The sequence below is a fragment of the Dyella lipolytica genome (assembly GCF_030160075.1).
Taxonomy (GTDB): Bacteria; Pseudomonadota; Gammaproteobacteria; order Xanthomonadales; family Rhodanobacteraceae; genus Dyella_B; species Dyella_B lipolytica.
Window position 1 is genome coordinate 815,088 of record NZ_BSNQ01000003.1, and the last position, 23,300, is coordinate 838,387.

At 56.7% G+C, this 23,300-nt stretch carries 22 protein-coding genes; 5 read left to right on the forward strand and 17 right to left on the reverse strand.

Features of this window, described 5'->3' with window-relative positions:
- Positions 1-12: 12 nt before the first annotated feature.
- Complete coding sequence (locus tag QQL64_RS05070; RefSeq protein WP_284396537.1) at positions 13-783, reverse strand: SseB family protein; 771 nt, start codon at positions 781-783, stop codon at positions 13-15.
- Between the two features lie 31 nt (positions 784-814).
- The gene (locus QQL64_RS05075; protein WP_284396539.1) at positions 815-1,609 is read right to left on the reverse strand and encodes a hypothetical protein; all 795 of its coding nucleotides are present in this window, start codon (positions 1,607-1,609) and stop codon (positions 815-817) included.
- A 149-nt stretch (positions 1,610-1,758) separates the two neighbouring features.
- On the opposite strand from QQL64_RS05075, the gene QQL64_RS05080 reads away from it, so the two are divergent.
- From QQL64_RS05080 to QQL64_RS05095, 4 genes are all read left to right on the forward strand, one after another.
- Positions 1,759-2,082 carry a helix-turn-helix domain-containing protein gene (locus QQL64_RS05080; RefSeq protein ID WP_345782628.1) on the forward strand — a complete coding sequence of 108 codons (324 nt, stop codon included), beginning with the start codon at positions 1,759-1,761 and terminating at the stop codon, positions 2,080-2,082.
- A 579-nt stretch (positions 2,083-2,661) separates the two neighbouring features.
- Positions 2,662-3,228, forward strand: a complete 567-nt coding sequence (locus QQL64_RS05085) for a fasciclin domain-containing protein (RefSeq protein ID WP_404601097.1) — start codon at positions 2,662-2,664, stop codon at positions 3,226-3,228.
- A gap of 256 nt (positions 3,229-3,484) precedes the next feature.
- On the forward strand, positions 3,485-4,045 hold the full coding sequence (locus tag QQL64_RS05090; protein ID WP_284396540.1) for a sigma-70 family RNA polymerase sigma factor: 561 nt from the start codon (positions 3,485-3,487) through the stop codon (positions 4,043-4,045).
- The gene (locus QQL64_RS05095) at positions 4,042-4,845 is read left to right on the forward strand and encodes an anti-sigma factor (RefSeq protein ID WP_284396541.1); all 804 of its coding nucleotides are present in this window, start codon (positions 4,042-4,044) and stop codon (positions 4,843-4,845) included. Before QQL64_RS05090 ends, QQL64_RS05095 begins: the two co-directional genes overlap by 4 nt.
- Positions 4,846-5,341: 496 nt before the next feature.
- Here QQL64_RS05095 and QQL64_RS05100 read toward each other — a convergent pair whose 3' ends face one another.
- From QQL64_RS05100 to QQL64_RS05170, 15 genes are all read right to left on the reverse strand, one after another.
- On the reverse strand, positions 5,342-6,601 hold the full coding sequence (locus QQL64_RS05100; protein ID WP_284396543.1) for a HupE/UreJ family protein: 1,260 nt from the start codon (positions 6,599-6,601) through the stop codon (positions 5,342-5,344).
- Positions 6,598-7,899 (reverse strand): tetratricopeptide repeat protein, encoded by a 1,302-nt coding sequence (locus tag QQL64_RS05105; protein ID WP_284396544.1) that lies wholly within the window; start codon positions 7,897-7,899, stop codon positions 6,598-6,600. Before QQL64_RS05105 ends, QQL64_RS05100 begins: the two co-directional genes overlap by 4 nt.
- A gap of 9 nt (positions 7,900-7,908) precedes the next feature.
- A complete protein-coding gene (locus QQL64_RS05110) occupies positions 7,909-9,432 on the reverse strand; it encodes a DUF4331 domain-containing protein (protein WP_284396545.1) in 1,524 nt (507 codons plus the stop codon).
- Positions 9,433-10,009: 577 nt separating this feature from the next.
- On the reverse strand, positions 10,010-10,681 hold the full coding sequence (locus QQL64_RS05115) for a glutathione S-transferase family protein (protein ID WP_284396546.1): 672 nt from the start codon (positions 10,679-10,681) through the stop codon (positions 10,010-10,012).
- Positions 10,682-10,961: 280 nt separating this feature from the next.
- Positions 10,962-11,522, reverse strand: coding sequence for a lipocalin family protein (locus QQL64_RS05120; protein ID WP_284396549.1), 561 nt, complete (start codon positions 11,520-11,522; stop codon positions 10,962-10,964).
- Between the two features lie 35 nt (positions 11,523-11,557).
- Complete coding sequence (locus tag QQL64_RS05125; RefSeq protein ID WP_284396552.1) at positions 11,558-12,637, reverse strand: SAM-dependent methyltransferase; 1,080 nt, start codon at positions 12,635-12,637, stop codon at positions 11,558-11,560.
- The gene (locus QQL64_RS05130) at positions 12,634-13,428 is read right to left on the reverse strand and encodes a DUF1295 domain-containing protein (protein ID WP_284396555.1); all 795 of its coding nucleotides are present in this window, start codon (positions 13,426-13,428) and stop codon (positions 12,634-12,636) included. The genes QQL64_RS05125 and QQL64_RS05130 overlap by 4 nt, the downstream gene beginning before the upstream one ends.
- Positions 13,425-13,973, reverse strand: a complete 549-nt coding sequence (locus tag QQL64_RS05135; RefSeq protein WP_284396557.1) for a DUF2878 domain-containing protein — start codon at positions 13,971-13,973, stop codon at positions 13,425-13,427. Before QQL64_RS05135 ends, QQL64_RS05130 begins: the two co-directional genes overlap by 4 nt.
- Positions 13,970-15,247 carry a class I SAM-dependent methyltransferase gene (locus QQL64_RS05140; protein WP_284396560.1) on the reverse strand — a complete coding sequence of 426 codons (1,278 nt, stop codon included), beginning with the start codon at positions 15,245-15,247 and terminating at the stop codon, positions 13,970-13,972. The genes QQL64_RS05135 and QQL64_RS05140 overlap by 4 nt, the downstream gene beginning before the upstream one ends.
- Positions 15,247-16,041 carry a DUF1365 domain-containing protein gene (locus QQL64_RS05145; RefSeq protein ID WP_284396562.1) on the reverse strand — a complete coding sequence of 265 codons (795 nt, stop codon included), beginning with the start codon at positions 16,039-16,041 and terminating at the stop codon, positions 15,247-15,249. Before QQL64_RS05145 ends, QQL64_RS05140 begins: the two co-directional genes overlap by 1 nt.
- On the reverse strand, positions 16,038-17,327 hold the full coding sequence (locus QQL64_RS05150) for an NAD(P)/FAD-dependent oxidoreductase (RefSeq protein ID WP_284396565.1): 1,290 nt from the start codon (positions 17,325-17,327) through the stop codon (positions 16,038-16,040). The genes QQL64_RS05145 and QQL64_RS05150 overlap by 4 nt, the downstream gene beginning before the upstream one ends.
- A gap of 3 nt (positions 17,328-17,330) precedes the next feature.
- Positions 17,331-18,329, reverse strand: a complete 999-nt coding sequence (locus QQL64_RS05155; RefSeq protein ID WP_284396568.1) for an acyl-CoA desaturase — start codon at positions 18,327-18,329, stop codon at positions 17,331-17,333.
- A 107-nt stretch (positions 18,330-18,436) separates the two neighbouring features.
- Positions 18,437-19,855 (reverse strand): cryptochrome/photolyase family protein, encoded by a 1,419-nt coding sequence (locus QQL64_RS05160; RefSeq protein WP_284396570.1) that lies wholly within the window; start codon positions 19,853-19,855, stop codon positions 18,437-18,439.
- 79 nt (positions 19,856-19,934) lie between these two features.
- Positions 19,935-20,597, reverse strand: coding sequence for a ChrR family anti-sigma-E factor (locus QQL64_RS05165; RefSeq protein ID WP_284396572.1), 663 nt, complete (start codon positions 20,595-20,597; stop codon positions 19,935-19,937).
- Positions 20,594-21,229, reverse strand: coding sequence for a sigma-70 family RNA polymerase sigma factor (locus QQL64_RS05170; RefSeq protein ID WP_284396574.1), 636 nt, complete (start codon positions 21,227-21,229; stop codon positions 20,594-20,596). Before QQL64_RS05170 ends, QQL64_RS05165 begins: the two co-directional genes overlap by 4 nt.
- Before the next feature lie 935 nt (positions 21,230-22,164).
- Between QQL64_RS05170 and QQL64_RS05175 the strand changes: the two genes are divergently transcribed.
- Complete coding sequence (locus QQL64_RS05175) at positions 22,165-23,205, forward strand: linear amide C-N hydrolase (RefSeq protein WP_345782645.1); 1,041 nt, start codon at positions 22,165-22,167, stop codon at positions 23,203-23,205.
- Positions 23,206-23,300 lie beyond the last annotated feature (95 nt).

Consider the following 23,300-nt stretch of genomic DNA (forward strand, 5'->3'; position numbering starts at 1 on the left):
ATGGCTGTTTTACTAGTGTTGCGATATGCCGGGGCGTTGATAGAACGGTGTCATGCCGGCCTGTGCCAAGCCTTCACGATGTGAGGGCTCATCTGGCAAGAAGCGGACAATGAAGGAAGCGGCCTCCATGCCGGCTTCAATCGCTATCGTTTTTAGCGTATCTGCCAGCACTTTGTCGGCGGGCACCCCCAATCCCAAAACGATCTCGGTGCGTGACTCCCTGCCTCTTGTGAGCTCGTAGAGGAACGCCTGATCGACCCGCCCCGTTGCGTTAAACCATTCCACCAGTTTGACCGCGACGGGATAGAGTGAATCGTCGGGTAATCGAAATATCCAGGGTGCCTCCAGGGAAGGCCATTCGGCATCGTGATGCGCTTGCGCGATATAGCGACGCAGCAGTCCTCGCCGTTTCACCTGCAGCTCGAAGGGTGCCTCTGATAGCGGGTTGACGATGTACGTTTGCTCGCCACCCGCTGCCATCAGCACGCGCATAAGAACGTGCACCAGCTTGGCCGGTGCGGGCAGCGCGAAGGGAAGGCGGTTGGCGCGGGTAAAGATGGGTATAAACGTCACGCCATCGGTCTCGCGCCGCCACTGCACAAGGTTACGTTCGGGTGCGGCGTCGCCTGCTCCCGGAGGTTGTCGCAGGATGACGAATATGCGCCGGCCGCTCAACTCGTGTAAGAAGGTCGCCTCAGCATAGGCATCGAGGTTGGCCTCAAGCCAGAGTGTGTCTAACCGCTCTTCTTCCAGGCGACCGTCATGCTTTTGCTGCTCAGTCATTTATTCGAAGGACGCATCGTTGGCAGTGACATCAATGCAGCGTGCGATGCCGTGTCATGGCGTTGGCGAGCGCTTCGGCTGACGGGCGGACCGTTAGGTACTCGTCATCCAATCGTGTGACCTCGTGCGCAAAGATCAAGGCAAGGGTGCTCATTGGTAAACCGGCGGGCCGGGTCATGCCACGGATGGCCCAACCTTCAACCTGGGCGCGTCGGGCATAGTTGCCGACCGCATCTGCGAAGACCAGGCTCAACCGCGTGGCATCCATACCGCCTTGCTGATGTGTCATCGCCAGTGTGCGCATCGCTAGATAGATCAAATACATCACCTGGCCGACGCTGAAGTCTTCCAGTGCCCGGCGCAATGCATCAACGGCCTGATCCGTCCATTCGGGGTTATAGCCCGACTTGGCCAAGGTCCATCGCGCATATTGGGTGACTTCCGCTAATGCGAGGTCTTCCCACAGCGCCAAGAGTGCCTGAGAGGTGTCCTCGGAGAATTCGATATCACGGAGCAATTCCTTGACTTCCTCATGTTGCCGGCGGCAGTCGCGTGGCGTCCAACGAATTCGCCACGCGATGCTGTCAAACCCATGCCGCATCCAGTCTCGCGCAAGCAGCCAGTCCTCGGCATGAGACTGAGATACCTCCGGCTCGATGATCCCTAGCGCGTGAAGCGACAGCAGTACGCGCTGTGAATAGTTGCCGTGCGGAGCCAGTGGTTTGTTGAGAGCATCCAGGGGCAGCAGGCGTGTCAGGGCGATATCTGCCCCTACCCGTACGGCCGCCGAGAAGAAGAGGCTGGCGGTCAGATCGGTTGGATTCACGTCAACCCTTTAAGTCGTTGAATTGGAGGAAGCATGAAGGGAGTGTGACCTTGCCCCTGCGATAGCCTGCCTATACTAAGGAAGTCTTAGTATGCAGGCAAATCCATGCCATCGAAGCTTCTCGCAACGCAGCGAGGGCGACGGAACTGGTGGCACGCGGAGGTAAAAAGGAGGCGGTGGTTGCTATACGCCTGCGGGAGGCCAGGACGGTCACCGGGCTGTCCCAGCGAGAGCTGGGTGTGCGCGCAGGTTTAGATCCTTCCGTGGCTTCTCCACGAATCAATCAGTACGAACAGGGCAAACATACGCCAGATACCAGCACGCTGGCCAAGCTCGGCGAAGTACTCGATGTGCCGGTTGCTTATTTTTTTGCCAGTGATGATGACCTGGCTTTCCTGATTACGACTTTTCACCGGCTTTCATCGGTCCGCAAGCGCCGAATAATGGGTGCCCTAAATCAGTCCGGCCGTTAAAGCCTTCCGCCCTGATACCCCTTAACCGCAAGGTTCAGCGGGCGGGTGTGCTTGCAAGAAGCAGAGGGGCTATCGAAGGGGTAAACGACAGGCTCCCCGGTGCCTAAGGTCTCAGTAAATGAGACGAGAAGCCCCCACGGTGGTGCTGATTTCAAAATTTGTTGCGCAGTTCATTGAAATGCGAAAGACCTTTGTGGCGACAGTGTCTGGCATATATCAACACGGTCATAATCCAGAATATTTTGGCGGATAAGCGGTGACGACACCGTATGAGGGCGGTTGATCTGCGGGTGTTGTTCCCCCTGATCTATGTGCACTTCCGTCCATATAGACGCTTCGACTTAGATATGGACGAACAACTTGCGCTGGACAGCCACGGACTTGCAGTAGCCTGAGGCGAGAAGAAGGTCGTTATCGTCTCTCATCATGCCGGTTGCATGATGGCTTTTGTCTCGCATGGTGCGCTGTCTCACAGGCTGTCATTCGTGCATCCGTTGTCTCTTAGCTCTCGTATATATCCATGCTTCCTGTCGGAAGTCTAATGGACGAAGGAGACTTGTCATGCAAATGAATCGTCGGATGCTTTTCCGGCTCCTTGTGACTGCTTTCCTGATGGGAACGACAGTTGCCACAGCTACCGCCATGGCGGGGTCGATGGATTCACACGACAGCGTGATGGTGGGTGGCGCTGCTATGTATCCGTCCCGCAACATCATCCAGAACGCCGTAAACTCGAAAGATCACACCACCCTGGTAGCTGCCGTCAAAGCGGCCGGTTTGGTCGACACGTTGTCCGGTCCTGGCCCATTTACGGTCTTTGCGCCGACCAATGAGGCCTTCGCAGCGTTACCCGCAGGTACAGTCGACACCCTGCTTAAGCCCGAAAACAAAGCTACACTCATCAAAATTCTCACGTATCACGTGGTTCCCGGACGTCTGAGCGCAGAAGATCTGGCCGCCAAGGTTGCCGCGGCCGGCGGCAAAGCCGAGCTCAAGACGGTGGAAGGTGAGTCGATTACGGTCAGTAAAGACGGAGACCAATGGGCTATTACTGATGCGAAGGGCAATACAGCACACGTCACGATCGGAAACGTGTTTCAGTCCAACGGTGTCATTCACGTGATTGACAAGGTATTGATGCCTTGAGTGTGTCGATCCTGCGCGCGAGCCTCCCCTCGGCGCAGTGCAGGCCTCACTCTACCGCCCCTGTTAAACGGGGCGGCTTTTTATGCTCATAAACCCGTGAAAATCTCTCGATCGCCCTGCCGAACGGGCAGAGAATTGGACTTGTCATGCTCTCTCGCAAGCAGCATGCTCGGTCGCATGAGCGACGCCCGATGTCACGCGATGTGGTGACGTTGCTGCAGATGATGAGTCGAGCCGGACCTTCCAAGGAATACACATGATCCAGGGCAACGACGAACGTGAACACTTGACGCGACTGCTGACTCAGGCCGGTAACGGTGATCAGCAAGCCTTTGCACAGGTATATCAAATCACCTCGTCGACCCTGTTCGGTATGTGCCTGCGCATGCTGCGGGATCGCAGCGACGCGGAAGAAGTACTTCAAGAGATCTACACGACGGTGTGGCTTCGCGCGAAAAGCTTTGACGCTAAGCGGGCCAGTGCATTTACATGGCTCGCTGCCTTGACGCGCAACAAGGCTATCGATCGGCTTCGGCAGCATCGCGAGAGCCTACTAGAGGATCCAGTCGATTTAGATCAGGTGATCGACGAACAACAACCTACGCCTGCCGGGAATGCGCAGCGTAGCCAGGACTATCAGCGCCTACAGCGATGCTTGGAAATGTTGGAGGCTAAACAGCGACACGCGGTGCGTGAAGCCTTTTTCTCGGGAGCTACGTATAACGAACTGGCAGCACGCTGCAAGGTTCCGCTTGGAACCATGAAAAGTTGGATCCGCCGCAGTTTGCTGCAACTTCGCACGTGCTTGGAATCATGAATACGCCTCTCCACGACGACAACGCAAACCTTCGTTACGCCGAGTACGTGCTGGGCGTGCTGGATGCGGACGCACGAGCCGCGGTAGCGCGTGACGTGCGCACGAACGAGCAGGCCGCCACGGCTGTAGCGCTGTGGGAAAGCCGCCTGTTGCCGCTTAGCGAAGACGTAGCGCCAAGCGATCCGCCGCCCTATGTATGGGCGCGCATCCGACATGCGCTTCAACTCGACGTGTCGACGCGGAGGACAGACCCCGTTGCGCGTCCGCGCCTCTGGAACAACCTTCGCTTCTGGCAGGGGTTGGGGCTCGGCGCTGGCGTGCTGGCTGCGGGCTGTCTGGTGTTACTGCTGACACCCGCGCGTCACGCACCATTGCCGATACGGCCCGCCATTCCCTACATGGCCTCGACCATAGTTCAGAGCGATGGCCATGTTGGTTGGACCGCCACCATGGATATCCAACAAGCACGCATCGTCGTGGTACCTGTCACACCGCAAGGCCTCACTCTGGGGCGTGCGCCCGAGCTGTGGTTAATTCCCGAAGGTAAAAAGCCGATTGCCGTCGGGATGATCGATAGTCATAACCCAACAACCCTTACGTTGGACCGTGCACAACTTGCACATGTGGGTCCCACGGCTGTCTTGGCGGTGTCGGTGGAGCCGGTAGGGGGATCACCGACCGGTCAACCCACAGGACCCGTCATTGCCAAAGGCGCGATCGGTGCCGCACCTGAGAATGGCAGTTCCGTCAAGAGCGTCACATTGCGGTTCACACCCAGCCATGGGCGACGGATAGTTTGAAGGGATGCAGACGTCACCGATTTCACTAATCCCGTGCGCGTACAATTCGCCAGACATGGCCGCTCTGAAAGCTGCCGATGCATAGCTGCAATAGTTGCTGTCGATAGACACTACGACTGCACATGCGTCCAATGGTATGAACACATGTGCAAGCTCGTCACCGTCGATTCCTTGGTATATGCATTGCGCGTGCGAGCAGCGGACTGAAACGTGCGCCCAGAATCGACCCATCCATCACAATGAGTGGGTAGCGAATGTCAGCAACAGTATTGATCACTAGAGTGAGCGCATCGTTGTGTTTGCATGACTCACTTTTTCATTGCACGGCGGACTCGATAACATTTCAATCCCTTGTGTTATTTCGGTCTACCTCAAGGCTTGATCCGTTGATACAGCGCAGTATGGGCCGGAAGGCTACTTTGTATCCGGGCATGGGTTTTCGCAAACTTATCAAAGTGACTGATCTGAGTTCGTGAGGAGCACTCTCTTAACGAAATCAACTGGGAACGATCGCACTGAATCCGGGAATGAGCACGTCAAAGGCCCGCTGGACGAACCAGCCGATCGCCAAAGCCACGATCAACAACGATCCGCATCGAAACATCAGCCGTTGGTAGAGCCATGTCGTGCGCAGCAGGTAGGCCAAAGGCAGGAAAGCGAGCACGATGGCTTCCTGACCGACCTCCACCCCGACGCTGAACCCGCCGAGTGACGCGGCCATGGCGCCGGCGGGCAGTTGCAGGCCAGAGAGCGCGCTGGCAAAACCTAACCCGTGGATGAAACCGAAGGCAAAGGCGATCAGCCAGACACGCTTGTTCACGAGGGGATAGAGGTTGTTGAGCGCCGCGACCATCACCGAGAGCGCGATACCGGACTCGACCAGACGACTGGGCACATGCACGATGCCCAATACCGCGAGCGATAACGTCACCGAGTGCGACAAACTGAAGGCGGAGACCACCTTGATGACGTCGAGACATGGCGGCCAAAACCGAGTCGCTGCCTCCCAACGATAACGGGGGCGTGGAGTCATCGCGGCCATGAGCGCACCCGTGGTCTCGGTCAACAAGGCACCTTTTCGCCAGGGCGAATGATCTGAGAACGCGCGACGCCGGACCAGTACAGCCGGCAACAACAGGGAGAGCAGAAACAGGATGTGGTCGACACCCGTCCAAATGTGCCAGATGCCGTCGGTTACAAAACTCTTGAATTCTCCCCAGCGATCCGGCACACGCAGATTCAAGCTGGCCGAGGGGTTACTTGGTCCCAGTACCGCCCCCGCAATTTTTTCACCAGCATGAATCGTCACGATGCCGCGGTGGTACGGATCCAGGTCATACATCAACTGATAGACGACCGTTAACGTGCTTGGGATGTTCTTATCGCAAACCGCATCGAACAGAATGACGCCATAGGTACCATCGGTATGGTCGTCGATCATCTGTCCCGTCGGCTGCAAGGCGCAAGTGAGGCCATCGCCCTTGATCGTCAGTCGGGACAGGGCATAGCTCTCAATGGCCGCACGGTGCGACTGCACCTCACCCCACGTGATAGCACCGTCATGGTTGGTATCGATTCCAATTGCAAAATCGAGATCGCGCAACGCAATGTCCCATTGGGCATGCATGATGTGGTCGTTGCGTGGATCGATCTGCAAGGTTAGGTAGGCATCGCTCTCCTTGTGTGCGAATGCATTCAATGACACCACGCCCATGATCAAGCCAAACAAAGAGATCAACAGGCGGCGCGCGCTCATGGGCCACGACCCAAAGCGTTGGATTGTGCCGAATTCGTTGGCGAAGACTGCAGCTGTGCAACCAACGGATTGATCGTGACATCGTCCAGGTGCGTGCGGGCGACGAAGTCGAGCACCGGTGTGGCAGCGGCTCGGTCATGGTTGGCCAACGCGGCTTCGAGATAAACCCGTACGTCTTTCGGAGATCGCTGCACTTGCCAATTTTGTTTCGCTAGATCGAGCGCCGCTTTTGGATGGTGCAATACATGCAAGGTGTAACTGGATCGCTCGCGCATAAAAACTTCATCGCCGCGTTGGTCCATGGATTGGAAACGTGCGTTCATTTCCGTAATGTCCTCTTCAGCCTGCGGTGTCCCCAATGCATGTTCCGCCGTTACCCGTATCAGAAAGGACGTGTCCGACTGCGTATCGTCACCGACCAGAGCGATCGCATCCTGCGCACGCCCCTGGTCCAGCAGGAACTCGCCGTAGTCGGCCAGCAGGAAGTTATCGCCGGGTGTCCATTGCAAGGCCTGCTTGAAATGCGCGTCGGCGATATCTGGTTTGCCCATGCGTGCAGCCATGTCGGCCATGAGCCCTTCCACCCAGGCCCTAATCACTGGCGGCGCCTTGGGGCCGGGATCCTCTACGAAAGAGAGCAGCGCGTAGGCTTGAACGGTGTGTCCGGTAAGTGTGCGCAGCGCAGCGGTGCACAGGATCCCCATGAAATCGCTGCTGGCATTGGCGAGATGAACACAGGCGTCGTTTGCTATCGCATCCTCGCCTTGGACCATCGCTACCGTGGCCAGCGTTAGCCACGCCTGGGCATTGTTGGGATCGCGCTTGAGGATCTGCGTTAGCTCGTTGCGTGATGCCTGAAAGGCATGTCGGCTTTGCTGGATCGTAGCGTGTACCAGCAGCACCGAAATGGGCGGGGTGGGTTGTTGCATGTACGGTGTGATAACCGCCATGGCGCGACCTAAAAATCGGGCATCGCCTGTTGACCGTCCGTAATCGATATAGGCCTGCGCAAGCGCGACGGCCTTCGTGACGTCGTTCGGGTGTCGCTGCAGATCCGCACGCAACTGATTGAATTGGCGGACGCGGGGATCGGTAGTGGGTGGTACGAGCTGAAGTACAACGGTCGTATTGACCGGCAGGTAGGGCGTCGTGTGATTTGCATAGACGGCGCAGCTCAATAGAAGTGCGATCCCACAAGAGAAAAAACGCCGTGCACCATAACCGGTATACGAGTGGTGCACGGCGCCAGAACCGTCTCCGTGTTCGAGGCTCATGCGGGAGATGCGAAGACGGTTCATGGCCAGAACTCAGTTGGCGGCCACGCCATTTACGCCGTTAGGCGAACCCGGAAGCGGCGTCATCAGGTAAGGAAATTGAGGGAGGTAAGTGTCGGCCGGGTATTCGTCTCCCATCAGCTTTTCGGTGGCGACGGTGGGTCCCGGTGAGCGCGCGCCGTCGGTAAACGGAGCCCCGCTATTGGGGTCCTTGGTCTCATCACCACACACCCCGATCGAAGGACCGCATAAAGCACCTTCCTCCACACGCAGCGCGATATCGACCACATCATCGTAAGGACGGCGACCGTTGGGGAATCCGGCCAAATCACCGCCAAGCACGCCCAGATCGTTTTGCTTGGCCGGCGGGGTCGGCGGGGTGCTTGTATTCAGGCGTAGTTCTTCTGAAGGCGTGACATGCGCAGGCTGATTGAGGCCGGGTACACCGGTCAGGAATACCGTGATCAGGTCGTAACGCGGAGTATGTGGAACCGCCGCGCCAAACAGCGCGTTAACCAGCACGGGTAGCGTGGGATTCGTAACATATTTCAGGAACTGAGCGTCGTTGTGCGGGTGACTACCGTTGAACTTATCCTTGTCGGGCAAGCCGATCACCAGCTCGTTGACCAAAGGTTGCCCCAGTCGTGACACCTGCACATAGTCTTTCGACCACTCGTTAGACGCGTTGGCCAATGAGTCATCGTGGTCGGGATCAATCTCGCGATGCCGCGGGATGCTGGCTGTCGTCCAGGCGCCGATGACGGGACTCCCTTGGCTATCTCGTAGACAGGCCGCCGGTATTTCGAGTGCGAGGGTATCGACGTTCTTATCCGTCAGCGCATTGTGAGTGGATTCGCGCGATCCCAATGGATTGAGGTTGACCAAGTCGAAGATTTCACCCAAATCGGCGACAAAACCATCCTTGCGTTGTCCGGCGAATACCCGTCCATGTCCCGAGCATCCAGGAATGACCACGTCATACACGTAGTTATTAGCGTAGTTGGCATAGTCGTTGATCGACTTGAAGCCGATGTTGTCGACCGGTTTGGTGAAAACGGGGGAACCGCCCATGCTGCTAACGAGTGGCCGGCCTCTCGCGGTTTCGGGATTGCCATCAATGAGCTCGACCGTATACGTTTCAATGCGATTGAGTGCATTTTGATTAGTGCTGGAAATTCCACCGATGTTGAGTAACGGCACCGCAATTGGTTGGCCGTTAGCCCCGGTCGGAACCGCAAGATTTTTGTAGGTATTTGTGAAGCGGAACCGGAAGGTTAGATCTGATCGAGCATGTCCCGCGTTGTCGATATGAATGTCGTAGTACGCATTCGGGTCAAGTGCGTAAAAATTGGGGCCGCCACCGGGGGTTTGTAAGGGGTTGTAGTTGGCGAGGAAGGTGACGTATCCCTGACGTCCGGTCTCGTAACTCATGAACATGTAGAAGTCGCTTCCGTCGACTTGGGGCATCGTGCTAATGAAGGGTGCTTCACGATGGCTCGAGGCGATCGCTAACACCGGCACTAGGGTAAGAGCCAGAAAAAGTGGTTTGAGTTTCATAGGTCATCTCGTCACGCGTAAGTGATCAATTTCCGCTGAAGTCCTTCGGGCTTGACGCAAAGTGACTTCGCACGGCTCCGTCGTACGGATCCCGCTCCCGAGTTCGACTTTCGACGTGAAATAAGGTGGTTGCCTACGCAAGCGCACCTATCGGGACGCTCTCACGCGCATGACGAGTACGCTTCTTCACCATCGCCCCTGACCAGCCTCGCTTCCTTGCAAGATACAAAGAGATACGAGTGTCAGGGCGATGCGGATGCACCACGCAGCAAATGTCATGTAAGCACGTGATTGTCGCGTGCCTTTAACGTAAAAATTACGCTTGCTCTTACGTCTTTCTTAAGTGAGTTGAAATCCTGCGACGCTTGAAGATAAGCCCCAGCCGCTTATCGAAATATCGCTAGCGATTAGCATCTTGCATGCCGACAGCAGGATGATGTTTGTTCATGACACATGGGTTCAGCCAATTCGCGTGCAACGCCAACATCATCCATCGGATGGGGCGCCACTCAAGGCTATAAAACGTTCAACGATCAAGCCGAAGCGTGTTGAATAGTTGTTCTCACGCCATAACACTTTAACGTAAGAGATCGTAGGGACCGCCGCGTTCCAGCGCACGCTGATAAGCGGGTCGCTGTTGGATGCGCGTGATGAAAGTGGCCACGTGAGGAAATAGTTCGCCCACACCGCCGCGTGCCAAAGCAGCCTCCAGAGGGAAGCTCATCTGAATGTCTGCAGCACTGAAAGCGTCGCCGACAAACCATCCGGTGGTGGCAAGCGCTTTATCCATGTAAGACAGATGCAGTTGAAGCTGAGGGTCGATGAAGCTTGATTGGAGTTTTGCGGAGATCTTGCGCGCAACAAATTTGGCAAAGAAGGGGGTGGGGGCCGTCGCGATGCGTGTGGCGATCAGCTTCAGTAGTAGGGGTGGCATCGCCGAACCCTCTGCGTAGTGTAGCCAGTACGTATAACGAAGGCGTTCGGGGGTATGCGTGGGTGGTGCCAGACGGTTATCGCCGTAGCGCTCAATGAGGTATTCAATAATGGCACCAGATTCTGCAAGTATCCGCCCATCGTCTACAACGACCGGCGACTTACCCAATGCATGAATACTACGTAGTTCAGGCGGCGCAAGCATCGTTCTTGGGTCGCGCTGATAATGACAAATTTCGTAGGGTACACCGAGTTCTTCAAGCAGCCAGAGCACGCGTTGCGAACGGGAGTTGTTCAAGTGATGAACGGTAAGCATAAAGTTAACCCGTCTGAGGAAGTCATTCGGTTGCCGGGAGGCCCATGTCAAGGGCGGTTACCGGGAAAATCAAATCCAATCACGCTGATCGATTCGACATGGACGAAGACATAGGCCAACCAGAATTCAGCATGTTCTGACTTGCTAAAAAATCATGGCTCATGATGGAGTCACCTCGGTTTACGCGATGACGACCCACGCACGGCTAACACCCGCTCATTACATGCGCGCCAGAGGAGCAACCTGTCTATCGATAGCTTGGCGGTGAAGCGTCCGCATCTTATTTAACTCCTACCGGGTCGTCACTACCGTTTGACCACTGCTGCGGTACATTTCGAATTTTCGAAATGTCGTACCCCAATGCTTTCACTTTGTTGATGAGTATCACGTAGTCGTGAGGGGAAACATTAGGCGTGCGTGCCATGATCCACGTGTAATCGCGGGCATCGCGCGCGACGATAGTCTCGCTGTAGTCCTGGCTTAAGTACGCCACGATGTATTGGGCCCGCAACGGCCAGAATAACTGCACGCCCCATACCGCGTTACCTGTATTGGCTTTGACGATGCCAAGCGAGTGGATCTTTTTTTCGGGAGCGCTAAAGCTGCCGTTATTGAAGCGGAACGCGGTGTAGACGTTGCCGTCGGACTGCAGCGTATACGTTTCCACTGCGTTGTAGGCATTCTTTTCGAAACGCGTTGGAATCGTCGCAATCACGTACCACGAACCCATGAAGCGGGTGAGATCCACGTGGCTGACTGGCTGGATCGGTGGGAGATCGCTTGCGCAGCCATTCATCGAAGCCAGCATGAATCCGCAGGAGGCAAGCAGTGTCTTAGACATTCGCATAATGAGATTCCTCAACGTAACGGAAAACCTTATCGACGGATGAAGCGATAATGAGCGATCTGCCACTCCTGTCCGTCGGCATAGCCGAACAACTCCGCACAGGCCATCCAGAACATGCGCCAGCGCTGAAACCACCGTGTCGCGTTGGCGCCATATGCATGGGTGAGGACCTCCATGACTTTGCCTCGCTGGCGATCTTGGCGCTCCAGCCACTGGTTGGCGGTGCGTTGGTAGTGGGTGCCATCGACGAGCCAACGTTGTTCCAACGACAGATCGCGCTGAAACCACAGCAAGGCATCAGCAGACGGCATCACGCCGCCGGTAAAAAAATGCCGTCCCATCCAGTTGTCGTCACCGGCTGTTTCGAACGGATACATCAGCGTGCGATGAACAAAGATGTGCACGAAAAACTTGCCACTCGGTTTTAACCATGACGCAATGCGTCCCATCAGCTGCTCGTAGTTGCGCATGTGCTCGAACATTTCCACCGAAACGCAGCGATCGAACTGCGCCGGTTCGAGTTGCAAGGTGGTTACGTCGTGCGTGATTACTTGTACATTGAACAAGCCACGCTTGAGGCACTCGCCTTCGATATGCAGCCGCTGCCGATGCGAGTTGGATACGGCGATGATGCGAGAGGCGGGATAACGTTCCGCCATCCACAATGTCAGCGAACCCCAGCCGCAACCCAGCTCAAGAATCGATTGACCGTTGGCAAGTTCGGCGCGTTCACCATAGAGCGTGAGCATGGCCCGTTCGGCTTCCTCCAGGGATTCCTCTCCCGTCGGGTAATAACAACCCGAGTATTTAAGGTTCGGCCCGAGACACAGCTTGAAGAAATCAGCCGGCAGTTCGTAATGCTGCGCATTGGCCGCATCGGTGTGAATAGCGATAGGGCTGTGCCGAAGCTCTTCAATGAATAACTGAAAACGTTGCGCCTGTGCACCGACGCCACCGGTACGTTCCTGACGCAGGCGTTGCGCACAGAGCTGACGGATGCCATGGCGCAGCAGGGTGTCTGGAATCAGGCCGCGCTCGGCGAGCCCCAGCAGGCCGGAAGCCGGATGATCGGCGGCCCGCGACGGAGCGTCGATAGACAAGGTATTCATACGCGGGATCCTTTGCGAGCAGATTTGGGGAACCATGGAAACAACATCGATGTGCTTTGCTGGTAACGGCGATAGGCATCGCCACGTGTGCGTAGCGCCTGCGCCTCCGTAAACGGAATCCCGCTGATCCAACGCAGGAACACGAACATCACGATCGGTCCAGCCCAAGCTAGCCACGCCAACGGCGAGCCCATGGCCAGTAATACGTATGCAAACCAGTGCAGCCATTCGAAGAAGTAGTTGGGATGCCGCGAATAACACCATAAACCGTTGTTGCAAATGCCTCCGCGATTCGCCGGGTTGGCACGAAAGCGAGCGAGTTGACGATCGGCGATCGCCTCGCCCAAGACCGACACGATCCAGATCACGATGCCGCCGACCCAGCTCAGAATGCTCAGGGCTGTATTGGCAGCCACCGCCAGAAAGGGCAGGGCGAATAGCACCACTAACAACGCTTGAAACTGAAAGAAGCCGAAGAATTTGCCTTGACTGCCCTGCCAGTGCGCTCGCAGAGAGTGATACCGCCCATCTTCGTTTTCGCTGCGTACACGCCGCCATAGATGTACGGCTAAGCGTAGTCCCCAGGTTCCGCCGAGGATGGCCACCGTCACGCGTGGCGTGGTTGCGCCGCGACCCAGCAACGCCAGCAGAATGGCACTCGCCGCCAAGCCTGATGCCCACAGTACATCGACGATACCTGCGTTGGTGTGCTTTACTTGCCAACGCCAACCGAACGTCATCATTGCCGCGGCGAGTAACCAGAGGAGCAATAACGTAGCCGATGTGTTCATAAGGCACTCCGATGCTGCGCGCGTGACGTGGCAGTGGCCTGCGTCCAGCGACGCGCAAGCGTCGTGAGCAGTGGCAATGCCAAGCCCCAGCCCACCGCTAATGCACACCAGGCGTGCCAGGACGGGGATATCACATGGGCCGCGTGCCAGCCATCGGATGCGGCGGCGTACGAAAGCGGCCCACCGATAGCGCCGAACAGGGCGGCCAACCATGGACGCGACTGCAAATAGCCGAACAGCGGCAAGATGGTGAATGCAAAACACGCCCAGAGAGCGAGGATCCATGCCGGCGCGGGCAACAGCGACCAGGTTGCGGTGTACGTAATCCAGCCTGCACGCACCCAGAACGTCTCCATCGCTGCACCTAGCACCAGGGATACAGCTAGCAGGCGACATTCGACAGCGACGTGCCGCGACACGAAGAGACGCCATGTGACGAATACGGCAGCAGCCAATACGCCGGGCCACGCAAGACCGTGACCGGCACCGCTTACCGTGCAAAACCACACGGCTTCATAAGCGAATAGCGTCAACCAGAACATCATCCATGCACTCCGTGCGCCTGCCTGCTTTGCGGGCCGCGATAGCCCGGCTTGGCGAGCACGAAATGTGCGACACCGATCGAGCGTTCACGGAATCCGCCTTCGCAATAGGCGAGATAGAACTCCCACATACGAACGAAGCGTTCGTCAAAGCCTTGTTGTCGAACGCATTCGCGCTGCCTCAGAAAGCGCTCTCGCCATGCTTGCAACGTCTTGGCGTACGAGAGGCCAAAGTCGCTAAGTTCGATAAGCGCCAGGTCGCTGCTACGCGTCTTGGCGTCCAGCATTGCCTGAATCGATGGTATGAAGCTGCCGGGAAAGATAAAACGTTTGATGAAATCGACCGACTTCAACGCTTGCTCAAAGCGATGATCTTCGATCGTGATGGCCTGCAGCACCGCAAGTCCGTCTGGTTTCAGAAGGCGCGCGCATTGCGCGAAATACGTATCGAGAAATTCCGCACCGATGGCCTCGACCATTTCGATCGAGACAAGCTTGTCGTACTGCCCATCGAGATCACGGTAGTCCTTCAGCAGTACGGTGATCTTGTCGGACAGGCCGGACTCTGCCACCCGCATCGTTGCCAGTGCGTGCTGCTCTTGCGAGATCGTGGTCGTGGTGACACAACAGCCGTAATGGGTCGCCGCATGCAGTGCGAAACCACCCCAGCCCGTGCCGATTTCCATCACATGATCGCTCGATCTCAGTTGCAGTCGCTCGCAAATACGATGGAGTTTCCGGCTCGACGCGGCTTCCAACGTGGCTATATCGTCCTCCCATAACGCCGAGGAATACATCAGGTCCGACGAGAGAAAAAGCTGGAAGAAATCGTTGCCGAGATCGTAATGAGCAGCGATATTGCGCCGGCTGCCCTGGCGTGTATTGCGTCGTAATGCATGCCATGCGCGCATCGCAACGCCGGCGAGGCGAGCGAGACCCGTTTCCATGCCGTCGAGTAGATCGCGGTTGCGTACCAGCAATTGCACTAATGCAACCAAATCGTCGCACTCCCACAACCCATCCATATAGGCTTCGCCCGCGCCAACACTTCCGTGCGTGGCCACCATGCGGTAGAAGTCCATGTCCTTGACGTGCACATGCACCGACAGATCAGGATGCTGCGAAGCGGGCGTCCCGAATTCCTCCATGCCCAGGGCGTCGTGCACTAGCAGCTGGCCGTGACGCAACTGTGCCATCTGCTTGAGGATTCCTCCTCGCAAAAGGCGGAGCGCGGTACCGACTTCAGGTAAGCGCGGGCTATCAACGACGGCATTCATCATGAACCTCGCGAAAGATGGGGATGGTCATAGACCGGATTACGTTTGAGCCATAACCGCAGCGCATGCCAACGAATGGCACCGACGACTTGCATCGTCATCAAGGGATAACGCCACAGCACGGTGGCCAGCGCGCGGTCATCCAGCGGGCGTCGGGACAGGCTGAGATGTGCATCGAATTCGCGCTGCCCTTCTTTCAGTACATCCATGTGAACGTGCAGGCTCTCGCCCGGTGCGGTGAAACGCCAGGCATACTCTCGATTCATCGGCATGAAGGGCGATACGTGGAAGGATTTAGCGAACTCCCAGGCCAGCGTGCGTCCGCGCCGTTGTGCAGCAGCGACGGGCAACACATACGCATGACGCTCTTTCCATGGGGTGTTCGTGATTTCGGCAACGATCGTCACTAACGTGTCGCCATCGGTGGCATAGCAGTAATAGAACGTAACCGGATTGAACACATGGCCGAAGTAACGCACATGCGTGAGCATGCGTATCGGCCCGGTTGGACGTTCGCCTAGGGCGTTTTCGACGGTGCAACGCACCGCTTCGGAAAGGGATTGATCGGCCGGGCCGAGGTAATCGCTGCGGCGAAACTCTGCGAGATTGCGGCGATTCACTGACCACAGCCGAGATGCCGCGAATACGTGATCGATCTCGTCCAGGTCCAGATAGAGCTGTGCGATGCGATAGTGAAATGCATGCGGATGCGGTGCCAGACGCCGGTGTTGCACGACGCCTTCGTACACGGCGCTGGCCGGACGGCGCTCGTCGTTCCTCAAACCCACGTTCATAGCGCATGCTCCATGGCCACGGCACTTATGGCCTGCTCAGCGGCCGGCCAGGAAACGCCAAGCCCACGGGCCACTTCGACGGCACTGCGCATGCCGTCTTCGTGAAACCCCCAGCCCCAGTACGCACCCGCGAACCAGGTGCGCTGTGGGCCCTGGATCTCCGCCTTACGTTGCCGCGCCGCGACGGAGGCGCGGGTATAGACCGGATGGTGGTAATGCATGCGGCGCAATATTTTGGCCGGGTCGATCACGTCCGTGCGGTTGAGCGTGACCACGAGTGGTTCCGGCGCGTCGATCCCTTGCAGCAGATTCATGCAGTAGCTAACCGTACAGGCGTCATCCCTGCGCTTTGGAACGAACGCATTCCACGCAGCCCAGGCCTTTTTCCTACGCGGTAACAAGGACGCATCGGTGTGGAGCACCACATCGTTGGCTTGATAGGGGATGGCGCCCAAGATGCTGCGTTCACTGGGGGTGGGATCGGCCAGCGTGCCCAGTGCCTGATCGCTATGGCACGCCATCACGACATGATCGTAACGATCGACGCCTTCGTGCGTGCGAATCGCCACGCCATCCGGTCGACGATGCACACAGAGCACTGGACAATTGAGGCGTTCTTGCACGAGCCAGCGATGGCGCATCGCGTGAATGTAACTATGCGATCCGCCTTTCACCACGCGCCATTCCGGCCTGCCGCTCACTTGCAGCATTTGATGATGGTGCATGAACTGCGCGAGATAGCGTGCCGGAAACGCCAAGATGTCCCGTGACGGCGACGACCACAGCGCCGACGCCATCGGTACCAAGTGCTCATCGCGAAATGCAGCTCCGTAACGGTGTTCGGCGAGCCACTCGCCAAGCGTTGGATCGCTCGCGTCATCCTGCAGCAGAGAGGGCGCTTCGCGATAGAAGCGAAGAAGGTCTCGCACCATACCGATGAAGCGTGGAGAAATAAGATTCCGGCGTTGACAGAACAACGCGTCGAGTGACGTCGCGTTGTATTCCACGCCACTCGCTTCGCTATGCACCGAGAAGCTCATGGTGGTTGGCTGCGAGGCCACACCGAGCTCGGCGAACAAGCGGGTCAGCAGAGGGTAGTGCGTCGGATTGAAGACGATAAAACCGGTATCCACGGCGTAGTGCCGGCCGTGCAGTTCGATATCGTGCGTATGCGTGTGTCCGCCGAGGTACGCATTGGCCTCAAACAATGTGACCGAATATTTGCGAGATAGCAGCCACGCGGAAACCAACCCCGCGATGCCCGATCCGACCACGGCAATGCGCATCGATTATTTCCTCGTCCTTGTCGCCACCCACGCAGGTACCGGTCTGAGGTCATGCACCAGGCCCACCATCGCCATTGACCGCAGACCGTAGTAGGTCAAATCGATTTCCCACCAACGAAATCCTTGTCGAGCTGAACCTGGATAAAAGTGATGGTTGTTATGCCAGCCTTCGCCGAAGGTGATCAGCGCTAACCACGGATTGTTGCGACTGTCATCCTGCGTATCGAAACGGCGCGATCCAAAACGATGTGCCAGCGAGTTGATCGTAACGGTCGCATGAAACAGCATCACGGTGGAGACAAAGAAACCCCAAACAAGCATCTGGCCGCCGTTGGTCCCAAGGTGGGGGGCCGTGTGATGCAGCAGCACACCCAAGCCGAATAAAAAGCTCGCGAGTGCGATGGGTACGAGTGTGTCGTAACGATCCAGCCAGCGCAGTTCCGGGTATTTCGCCAAATCCGGCACCCGTGTTGTGTCGGTACGAAATGCCTTGATCGTAAGGAACCAGCCCATGTGGCTCCAAAGAAAACCACGGATGCCCGGTGAATGCGGATCAAGCTGGGTGTCCGCATGACGGTGATGGTTCCGATGATGTGCCGCCCACCATAGCGGGCCGCGTTGCACGCACGCCGCTCCAATGAGCGCGAAGACAAACTGAACAGTACGCGAGGTTCGAAATGTCCGATGCGAGAAGTAGCGATGGTAGAAGCCTGTCAACGCGAACATGCGAATGGCGTATAGCGCCCCCGCGACCATCAACGCGATAGGTGACATACCCACCCAGATCACAGCAATGCAAGCGATGTGCATGACGGCGAAGGGCAGGGCACGTAGCCAATCGATTTTTTCGTCGCGATCCGGGTTGGTGCCCGCGCTGGCTTCCGTATCAACCCATTGACGTAATGCCTTCAACAGAGTCGCTTTGCGAGCGCGCGTTTCGGCGCCCTCCGATAAATCTCCGCGGCCCGGTAGCGGTGCCTCGACGGGCTGGGGGATGCTCATAATGGGTACCTATCGGGTCGTCATGGATAGATACGTAAATGCGGCGCTGCCGGATGCAGCACGATCCGAAACGCAGTGCTGAGGTGTTTCACCGGTTCGAGGCGTGCTTACGCCCCGCGCCAGGACTGAAAGGCGCTCAATGCTTCTTCGCGCGATGCTCTTACATCAACCATCGGTGATGGATAGCCGCTGCGCTTGAGGACAGACGGTTCATGCCATGGCTCATGCAGCAGATCGACAGGTAAATCCGCCAGTTCGGGTAACCAGCGACGCAGATAGGTTCCCTCCGGATCGAATTTTCGTGCCTGACTGACGGGATTGAATACGCGAAAATAGGGCGCTGCATCGGCGCCACAACCCGCCACCCACTGCCAGCCGAGCGTATTGTTGGCGAGATCCGCATCAACCAAAGTGTCCCAAAACCATCGTGCGCCATGGGACCAATGCTGACGCAGATTCTTGGTCAAGAAACTGGCAACGATCATGCGGACGCGATTGTGCATCCATCCGGTATGCCACAGTTCGCGCATGCCTGCATCGACGAGCGGTATCCCCGTGCGTCCTTGCTGCCATCGCATCAACTGAGCATCGTTGGTCGGTGCCCAGGGGAAATTGGCGAAACGCGGGTTGAAGCTTTCGGTGGTCGTACGGGGAAAGTGATACAACAAGTGATAAGCAAACTCGCGCCAGCCCAATTCGCGTAAATACGGCTCGATATCCGGTCGTCGGCGCGTATCCACGCGTTGCGTATGACGATGGATCGCATGATGGATTTGTCGCGGCGATATTTCGCCAAAGTGCAGATGCGGAGAAAGGCGCGATGTGCCGTGTCGCGCCGGCAGATCGCGTCCGGCCGCGTAATCGACGATTGCATCGTCGCAGAACAATTCCAGGGCGTCCTGAGCGCCGGCTTCACCAGGTCGCCATGTGTCGCCGAAGCCCTCGTCCCAGCGTATGCGCGGAAGCAGCTTGAGCGCCGCTAGGGTTAAGCCGGCTGGTAGCTCAACCCACTTAATACCGATGGGTTCCAACAATGGCGGCGTCACCGTAATAGAAGGACGCAGATTGCGCCAATACGGCGTGAATACACGATAGGGTTCGCCTTGTTTGGTTTCTACTTGCCACGGCTCTGACCATAAATTCGCGGAATAGGTGTGTACGGCGACCCCTTGCTCGCGCAAGGCGGCTTTGATTTGTGTATCCCGCGTGACGGCCGCGGGTTCATAACGACGGTTCCAATAAACCGCCGCAGCGCCGCTCCGCTCGATGACGTTACGCAGCACGTGAAGGGTATCGCCTTGCAGTAGATGCAGGTTCGCTCCGCATCCTCGCAGACGTCGTTGCAGTGCTTCCAGTGAGTGATGCAGCCACCAATGGCTGGCCGCACCGGCATTCCACGGAGCCTCTTCATGATCGGCATGGATATAGAGCGGCAAGACCCTTGCATTCGTCTTGCAAGCCGCCGCCAGGGCAGTGTTATCGGTCAGCCGCAGATCGCGGCGAAAGAGCATGATCGCAATGGTCATAACAAATGAAGCTTGATAAAGCGATCAGGTGGGTGCATGCCTTTGACTTTATCGTCCACGGTTGAGCCAGAAGGAAGAACTACAGTTTGATAAGGGGTTGCAGCATCCGAGCGACCCAGCCGTCGAAACGCAGAGGCGCATCGGTCGCTGCCACGCAGATACACGGTGAACCCGGTGACGTGATGGGTTGGTGCGTGATGTCGCAATCGAGATCCGCCACATCGCCCGGGCTGAAATGTCCCAATGTATCGTCGTAAGAGCCGCGCAAAATCATCGTCAGCTCGTTTCCTTGATGGCTATGCATGGGCACACTTTTCCCGGGACCAATGCGCAATAGCATCAGATTGCCGTCCGTGACATGCGTGGCCCGAATGCGGTGAACACCTGGCGCAACCATACGCCAGCGTAACGCACTGAATGTGGAGCCGAAATAAGGATGCAAGGGCGAAGGAAGCGCGTCTGGATCGTTGTTGCGCAGATGGTCGTGATGCTGTCGCGGCTCGTCTTGTTGCGTGGTGGCCAGTTGAGCAAGCATCGCCTCGCGCGCCACCGTGGATGGCATGGTGGATGACTGTTGCTGTGCTAGCAATAGACCGCCGATGGCATCAGCGTTGCGCAAGCTTTCGCGACAGTTCTGGCAAATGCCCAAATGCGCTGCTGCCACCACGGCGAGCGCGGTCGGTAAAGCACCGGCCGAATAGCCGACGATGGTAACTTCGTCGAGATGGTGCCGAGGTGTCACGGTGTAGCCCTCATGCTGTTCCGAAGCTTGCAGAACGCTCTTCTCAAATGTGATTTGACCGACCCCAGCGGCATATCCAGTTCTTGCGCGATTTCACTGTGACTCTTGGCTTCGAAGTACGACATACGGACTAATCTCGCTTGCACTGGCGACAATCCGTCGATGGCTTGCTTGAGACCGGCTTGATCGGTAAACGACTCCGTCATCGACTCCGAGGTGGAGAGCTCCTGCTCATCCATCCATTCCATGCCTTCTTGCATAGGTAGCCAGGTCGGTTCGCTGCGGGCATGGTCGATATACAAATTTCGCGCGACGCGAAAAAGCCACGTGGAAAGGCTGGCGCGCGCTGGATCAAACAGATCGGCGCGGCGCCATAAACGCAACATGGCTTCCTGCACCAGCTCTTGCCCCAACGCATCGTTCACACCGAGGCCAACCAGATATCGCTGAAGGCGCGGCGCGAAATAGTCGTATATCCGCATGAAACTGTTGACATCGCGTCGCGTGGCTACCGCAACCATCTGGTCACACCAGTAGCGCGCATCGATAGCAGGTTGGTTTGCAATCGTGGACACGCGTCGTTTGGCCTCGAGAGGCGTAACCTTCATAGTAGTCCAGCCGATTGTCATCATAGCCTTACTCAGAGCCAAACGTCGTTTTATCTGGCGTGGGTTTCCGTCAGCAATGACGAAAGGTTCCCTAGACGGCGAGCTGAACCCTGAGTGTCTTTGTAATGGCTTATACGGAGGGCGCTGGCGATTGGATGCACGCTTGACGATGATCCAAGACACCTGAGTCGCATTTCACTGGAGTGTGGTAGCCATCGGAAAAGCATCGCAGTACACACGAGGAATTTGCGATTTGGCTCAAGGTGGCTCTACTTGTCTGCGACACGGTTCGTGACCCTTTCTAACGCGCGCGGATGAGGTGTACGGATGTGGTGCGGCATATCTGGCATCGTGCATATGGATCATCTCGATACTGAAACGAACGTCTTCGCCCTCGCGACGAATCGGACTCGTGGTAAATACATGGGTGCTTATCGATGAGCACACCTTCCAAGAGTTGGCCTTGCATTTGGCCTGGCAGATCAGAGGCAACGATCTCATTCATGCGGTGTCCGGAAATCTGAGCACTCGTCACCCTGGGCGACGTTTTTCTAAGCCCGGTTGGCGCGCAAGGACATCGCCGTCAGAACTGTTTGCCGTTGCCTTAAAGGCATTTCGGGAGCCCTTCGGCCGAGCGTTCACCTGATTTCACCCATGAGGCCATACCGGACTGGGCTCAAAGCCGGCTGCATCTGTTGACACCAAAATAGGTATATTCCGCGTACGGCGTCGGGCTCTAAGCCCCTTTAATATTTCATCGGTGACTTGATCGGTCATTGGAATGTTGCTGGGGCGCGGTGAAGGAGCAGGCACGAGTTGTAAGGTGTCCGCTTTTGGGAAAACAAAACTTATGCCTTATGCGAACCGGCACCAGCACAGCTGGGAGAGAGTAAAGCGTCACGTCGTTCTTACCCCAATACGGGAGGTGAGTCATGATGTTGCGTAAACGCACACTACTGATGGCATTCGGGGCTGTTTTGATGGTTGGTGGCATGGCCATGCAGCAGCCTGCCGATGCATGTACACGCCTGGTCTATCTGGGCGCCAATAAAGAAGTGATCACTGCGCGGTCAATGGATTGGAAGAGCGATGTCGCCACCAATTTATGGATTTTTCCACGCGGTATGAAGCGATCCGGCGAGGCCGGCAAGAATTCGATCCAATGGACATCCAAGTACGGAAGTGTGATTGCGACGGGCTACGATATTTCGACGACGGATGGCATGAATGAAGCAGGATTGGTCGCGAATGTTCTCTGGCTGGTCGAGTCTTCCTATCCCAAATACGACGGTAAAAAGCCAGGTTTGACCATAGCGGCATGGGCGCAATACGTTCTTGATAGTTTCGCTACCGTCGACGAAGCGGTCGCTGCGCTCTCCAAAGAGCCTTTTACGGTTGTTACCGATAACGTTCCAGGTGAGAACCGTTTGGCGACACTGCATCTGGCTCTGTCCGACGCGAGCGGCGACAGTGCGGTCATCGAATACATCAACGGCCAGCAGGTCATTCATCATGGCAGGCAGTATCAGGTCATGACCAACTCTCCAACGTTCGATGAGCAGCTCGCTCTTAACGAATATTGGAAGCAAATCGGGGGCACCGTGATGTTGCCAGGTACCAATCGTTCGGCCGATCGGTTTGCGCGCGCTTCGTTCTACGTCAACGTTATTCCAAAATCAGAACAGCCGGATGAAGCTGTCGCCAGCGTATTCAGCGTCATTCGGAATGTTTCCGTTCCCTATGGCATCACCACGCCCGATCAACCGAATATCTCCTCCACACGCTGGCGCACCGTTGCAGACCACAAGCGGAAAATTTACTTCTTCGAGTCGGCGCTTACACCCAATGTCTTCTGGGTCGACCTCAAGAAAATCGATTTTTCTAGCGAAACGGGCAAGGTAAAAAAACTCGATCTTGGGCCGGATCAGAAGAACACCTTCTCCGGTGGTGTAAACAACGACTTTGAAGAGAGTGCGCCGTTCAAGTTTCTCGGAATATAAGCACTAAGAAGAAACGGGGTCAGCTTGCTTCTCAAAATCCAATCTGACCCCGTCTTGCTCTAGAAAATGAGCTTTTAATGAATCCTGCTTTCAGG

What these genes read in the sequence shown, in the direction of transcription:
- QQL64_RS05085 (WP_404601097.1), top strand. Translation starts at nt 2,662, where the DNA reads ATGCTTTTCCGGCTCCTTGTGACTGCTTTCCTGATGGGAACGACAGTT.
- QQL64_RS05135 (WP_284396557.1), bottom strand. Translation starts at nt 13,973, where the DNA reads ATGATGTTCTGGTTGACGCTATTCGCTTATGAAGCCGTGTGGTTTTGC.
- QQL64_RS05145 (WP_284396562.1), bottom strand. Translation starts at nt 16,041, where the DNA reads ATGAACGTGGGTTTGAGGAACGACGAGCGCCGTCCGGCCAGCGCCGTG.
- QQL64_RS05095 (WP_284396541.1), top strand. Translation starts at nt 4,042, where the DNA reads ATGAATACGCCTCTCCACGACGACAACGCAAACCTTCGTTACGCCGAG.
- QQL64_RS05125 (WP_284396552.1), bottom strand. Translation starts at nt 12,637, where the DNA reads ATGAATACCTTGTCTATCGACGCTCCGTCGCGGGCCGCCGATCATCCG.
- QQL64_RS05140 (WP_284396560.1), bottom strand. Translation starts at nt 15,247, where the DNA reads ATGAATGCCGTCGTTGATAGCCCGCGCTTACCTGAAGTCGGTACCGCG.
- QQL64_RS05110 (WP_284396545.1), bottom strand. Translation starts at nt 9,432, where the DNA reads ATGAAACTCAAACCACTTTTTCTGGCTCTTACCCTAGTGCCGGTGTTA.
- QQL64_RS05105 (WP_284396544.1), bottom strand. Translation starts at nt 7,899, where the DNA reads ATGAACCGTCTTCGCATCTCCCGCATGAGCCTCGAACACGGAGACGGT.
- QQL64_RS05175 (WP_345782645.1), top strand. Translation starts at nt 22,165, where the DNA reads ATGGCATTCGGGGCTGTTTTGATGGTTGGTGGCATGGCCATGCAGCAG.
- QQL64_RS05150 (WP_284396565.1), bottom strand. Translation starts at nt 17,327, where the DNA reads ATGCGCATTGCCGTGGTCGGATCGGGCATCGCGGGGTTGGTTTCCGCG.
- QQL64_RS05100 (WP_284396543.1), bottom strand. Translation starts at nt 6,601, where the DNA reads ATGAGCGCGCGCCGCCTGTTGATCTCTTTGTTTGGCTTGATCATGGGC.
- QQL64_RS05130 (WP_284396555.1), bottom strand. Translation starts at nt 13,428, where the DNA reads ATGAACACATCGGCTACGTTATTGCTCCTCTGGTTACTCGCCGCGGCA.
- QQL64_RS05120 (WP_284396549.1), bottom strand. Translation starts at nt 11,522, where the DNA reads ATGTCTAAGACACTGCTTGCCTCCTGCGGATTCATGCTGGCTTCGATG.
- QQL64_RS05160 (WP_284396570.1), bottom strand. Translation starts at nt 19,855, where the DNA reads ATGACCATTGCGATCATGCTCTTTCGCCGCGATCTGCGGCTGACCGAT.
- QQL64_RS05090 (WP_284396540.1), top strand. Translation starts at nt 3,485, where the DNA reads ATGATCCAGGGCAACGACGAACGTGAACACTTGACGCGACTGCTGACT.
- QQL64_RS05170 (WP_284396574.1), bottom strand. Translation starts at nt 21,229, where the DNA reads ATGATGACAATCGGCTGGACTACTATGAAGGTTACGCCTCTCGAGGCC.
- QQL64_RS05115 (WP_284396546.1), bottom strand. Translation starts at nt 10,681, where the DNA reads ATGCTTACCGTTCATCACTTGAACAACTCCCGTTCGCAACGCGTGCTC.
- QQL64_RS05155 (WP_284396568.1), bottom strand. Translation starts at nt 18,329, where the DNA reads ATGAGCATCCCCCAGCCCGTCGAGGCACCGCTACCGGGCCGCGGAGAT.
- QQL64_RS05070 (WP_284396537.1), bottom strand. Translation starts at nt 783, where the DNA reads ATGACTGAGCAGCAAAAGCATGACGGTCGCCTGGAAGAAGAGCGGTTA.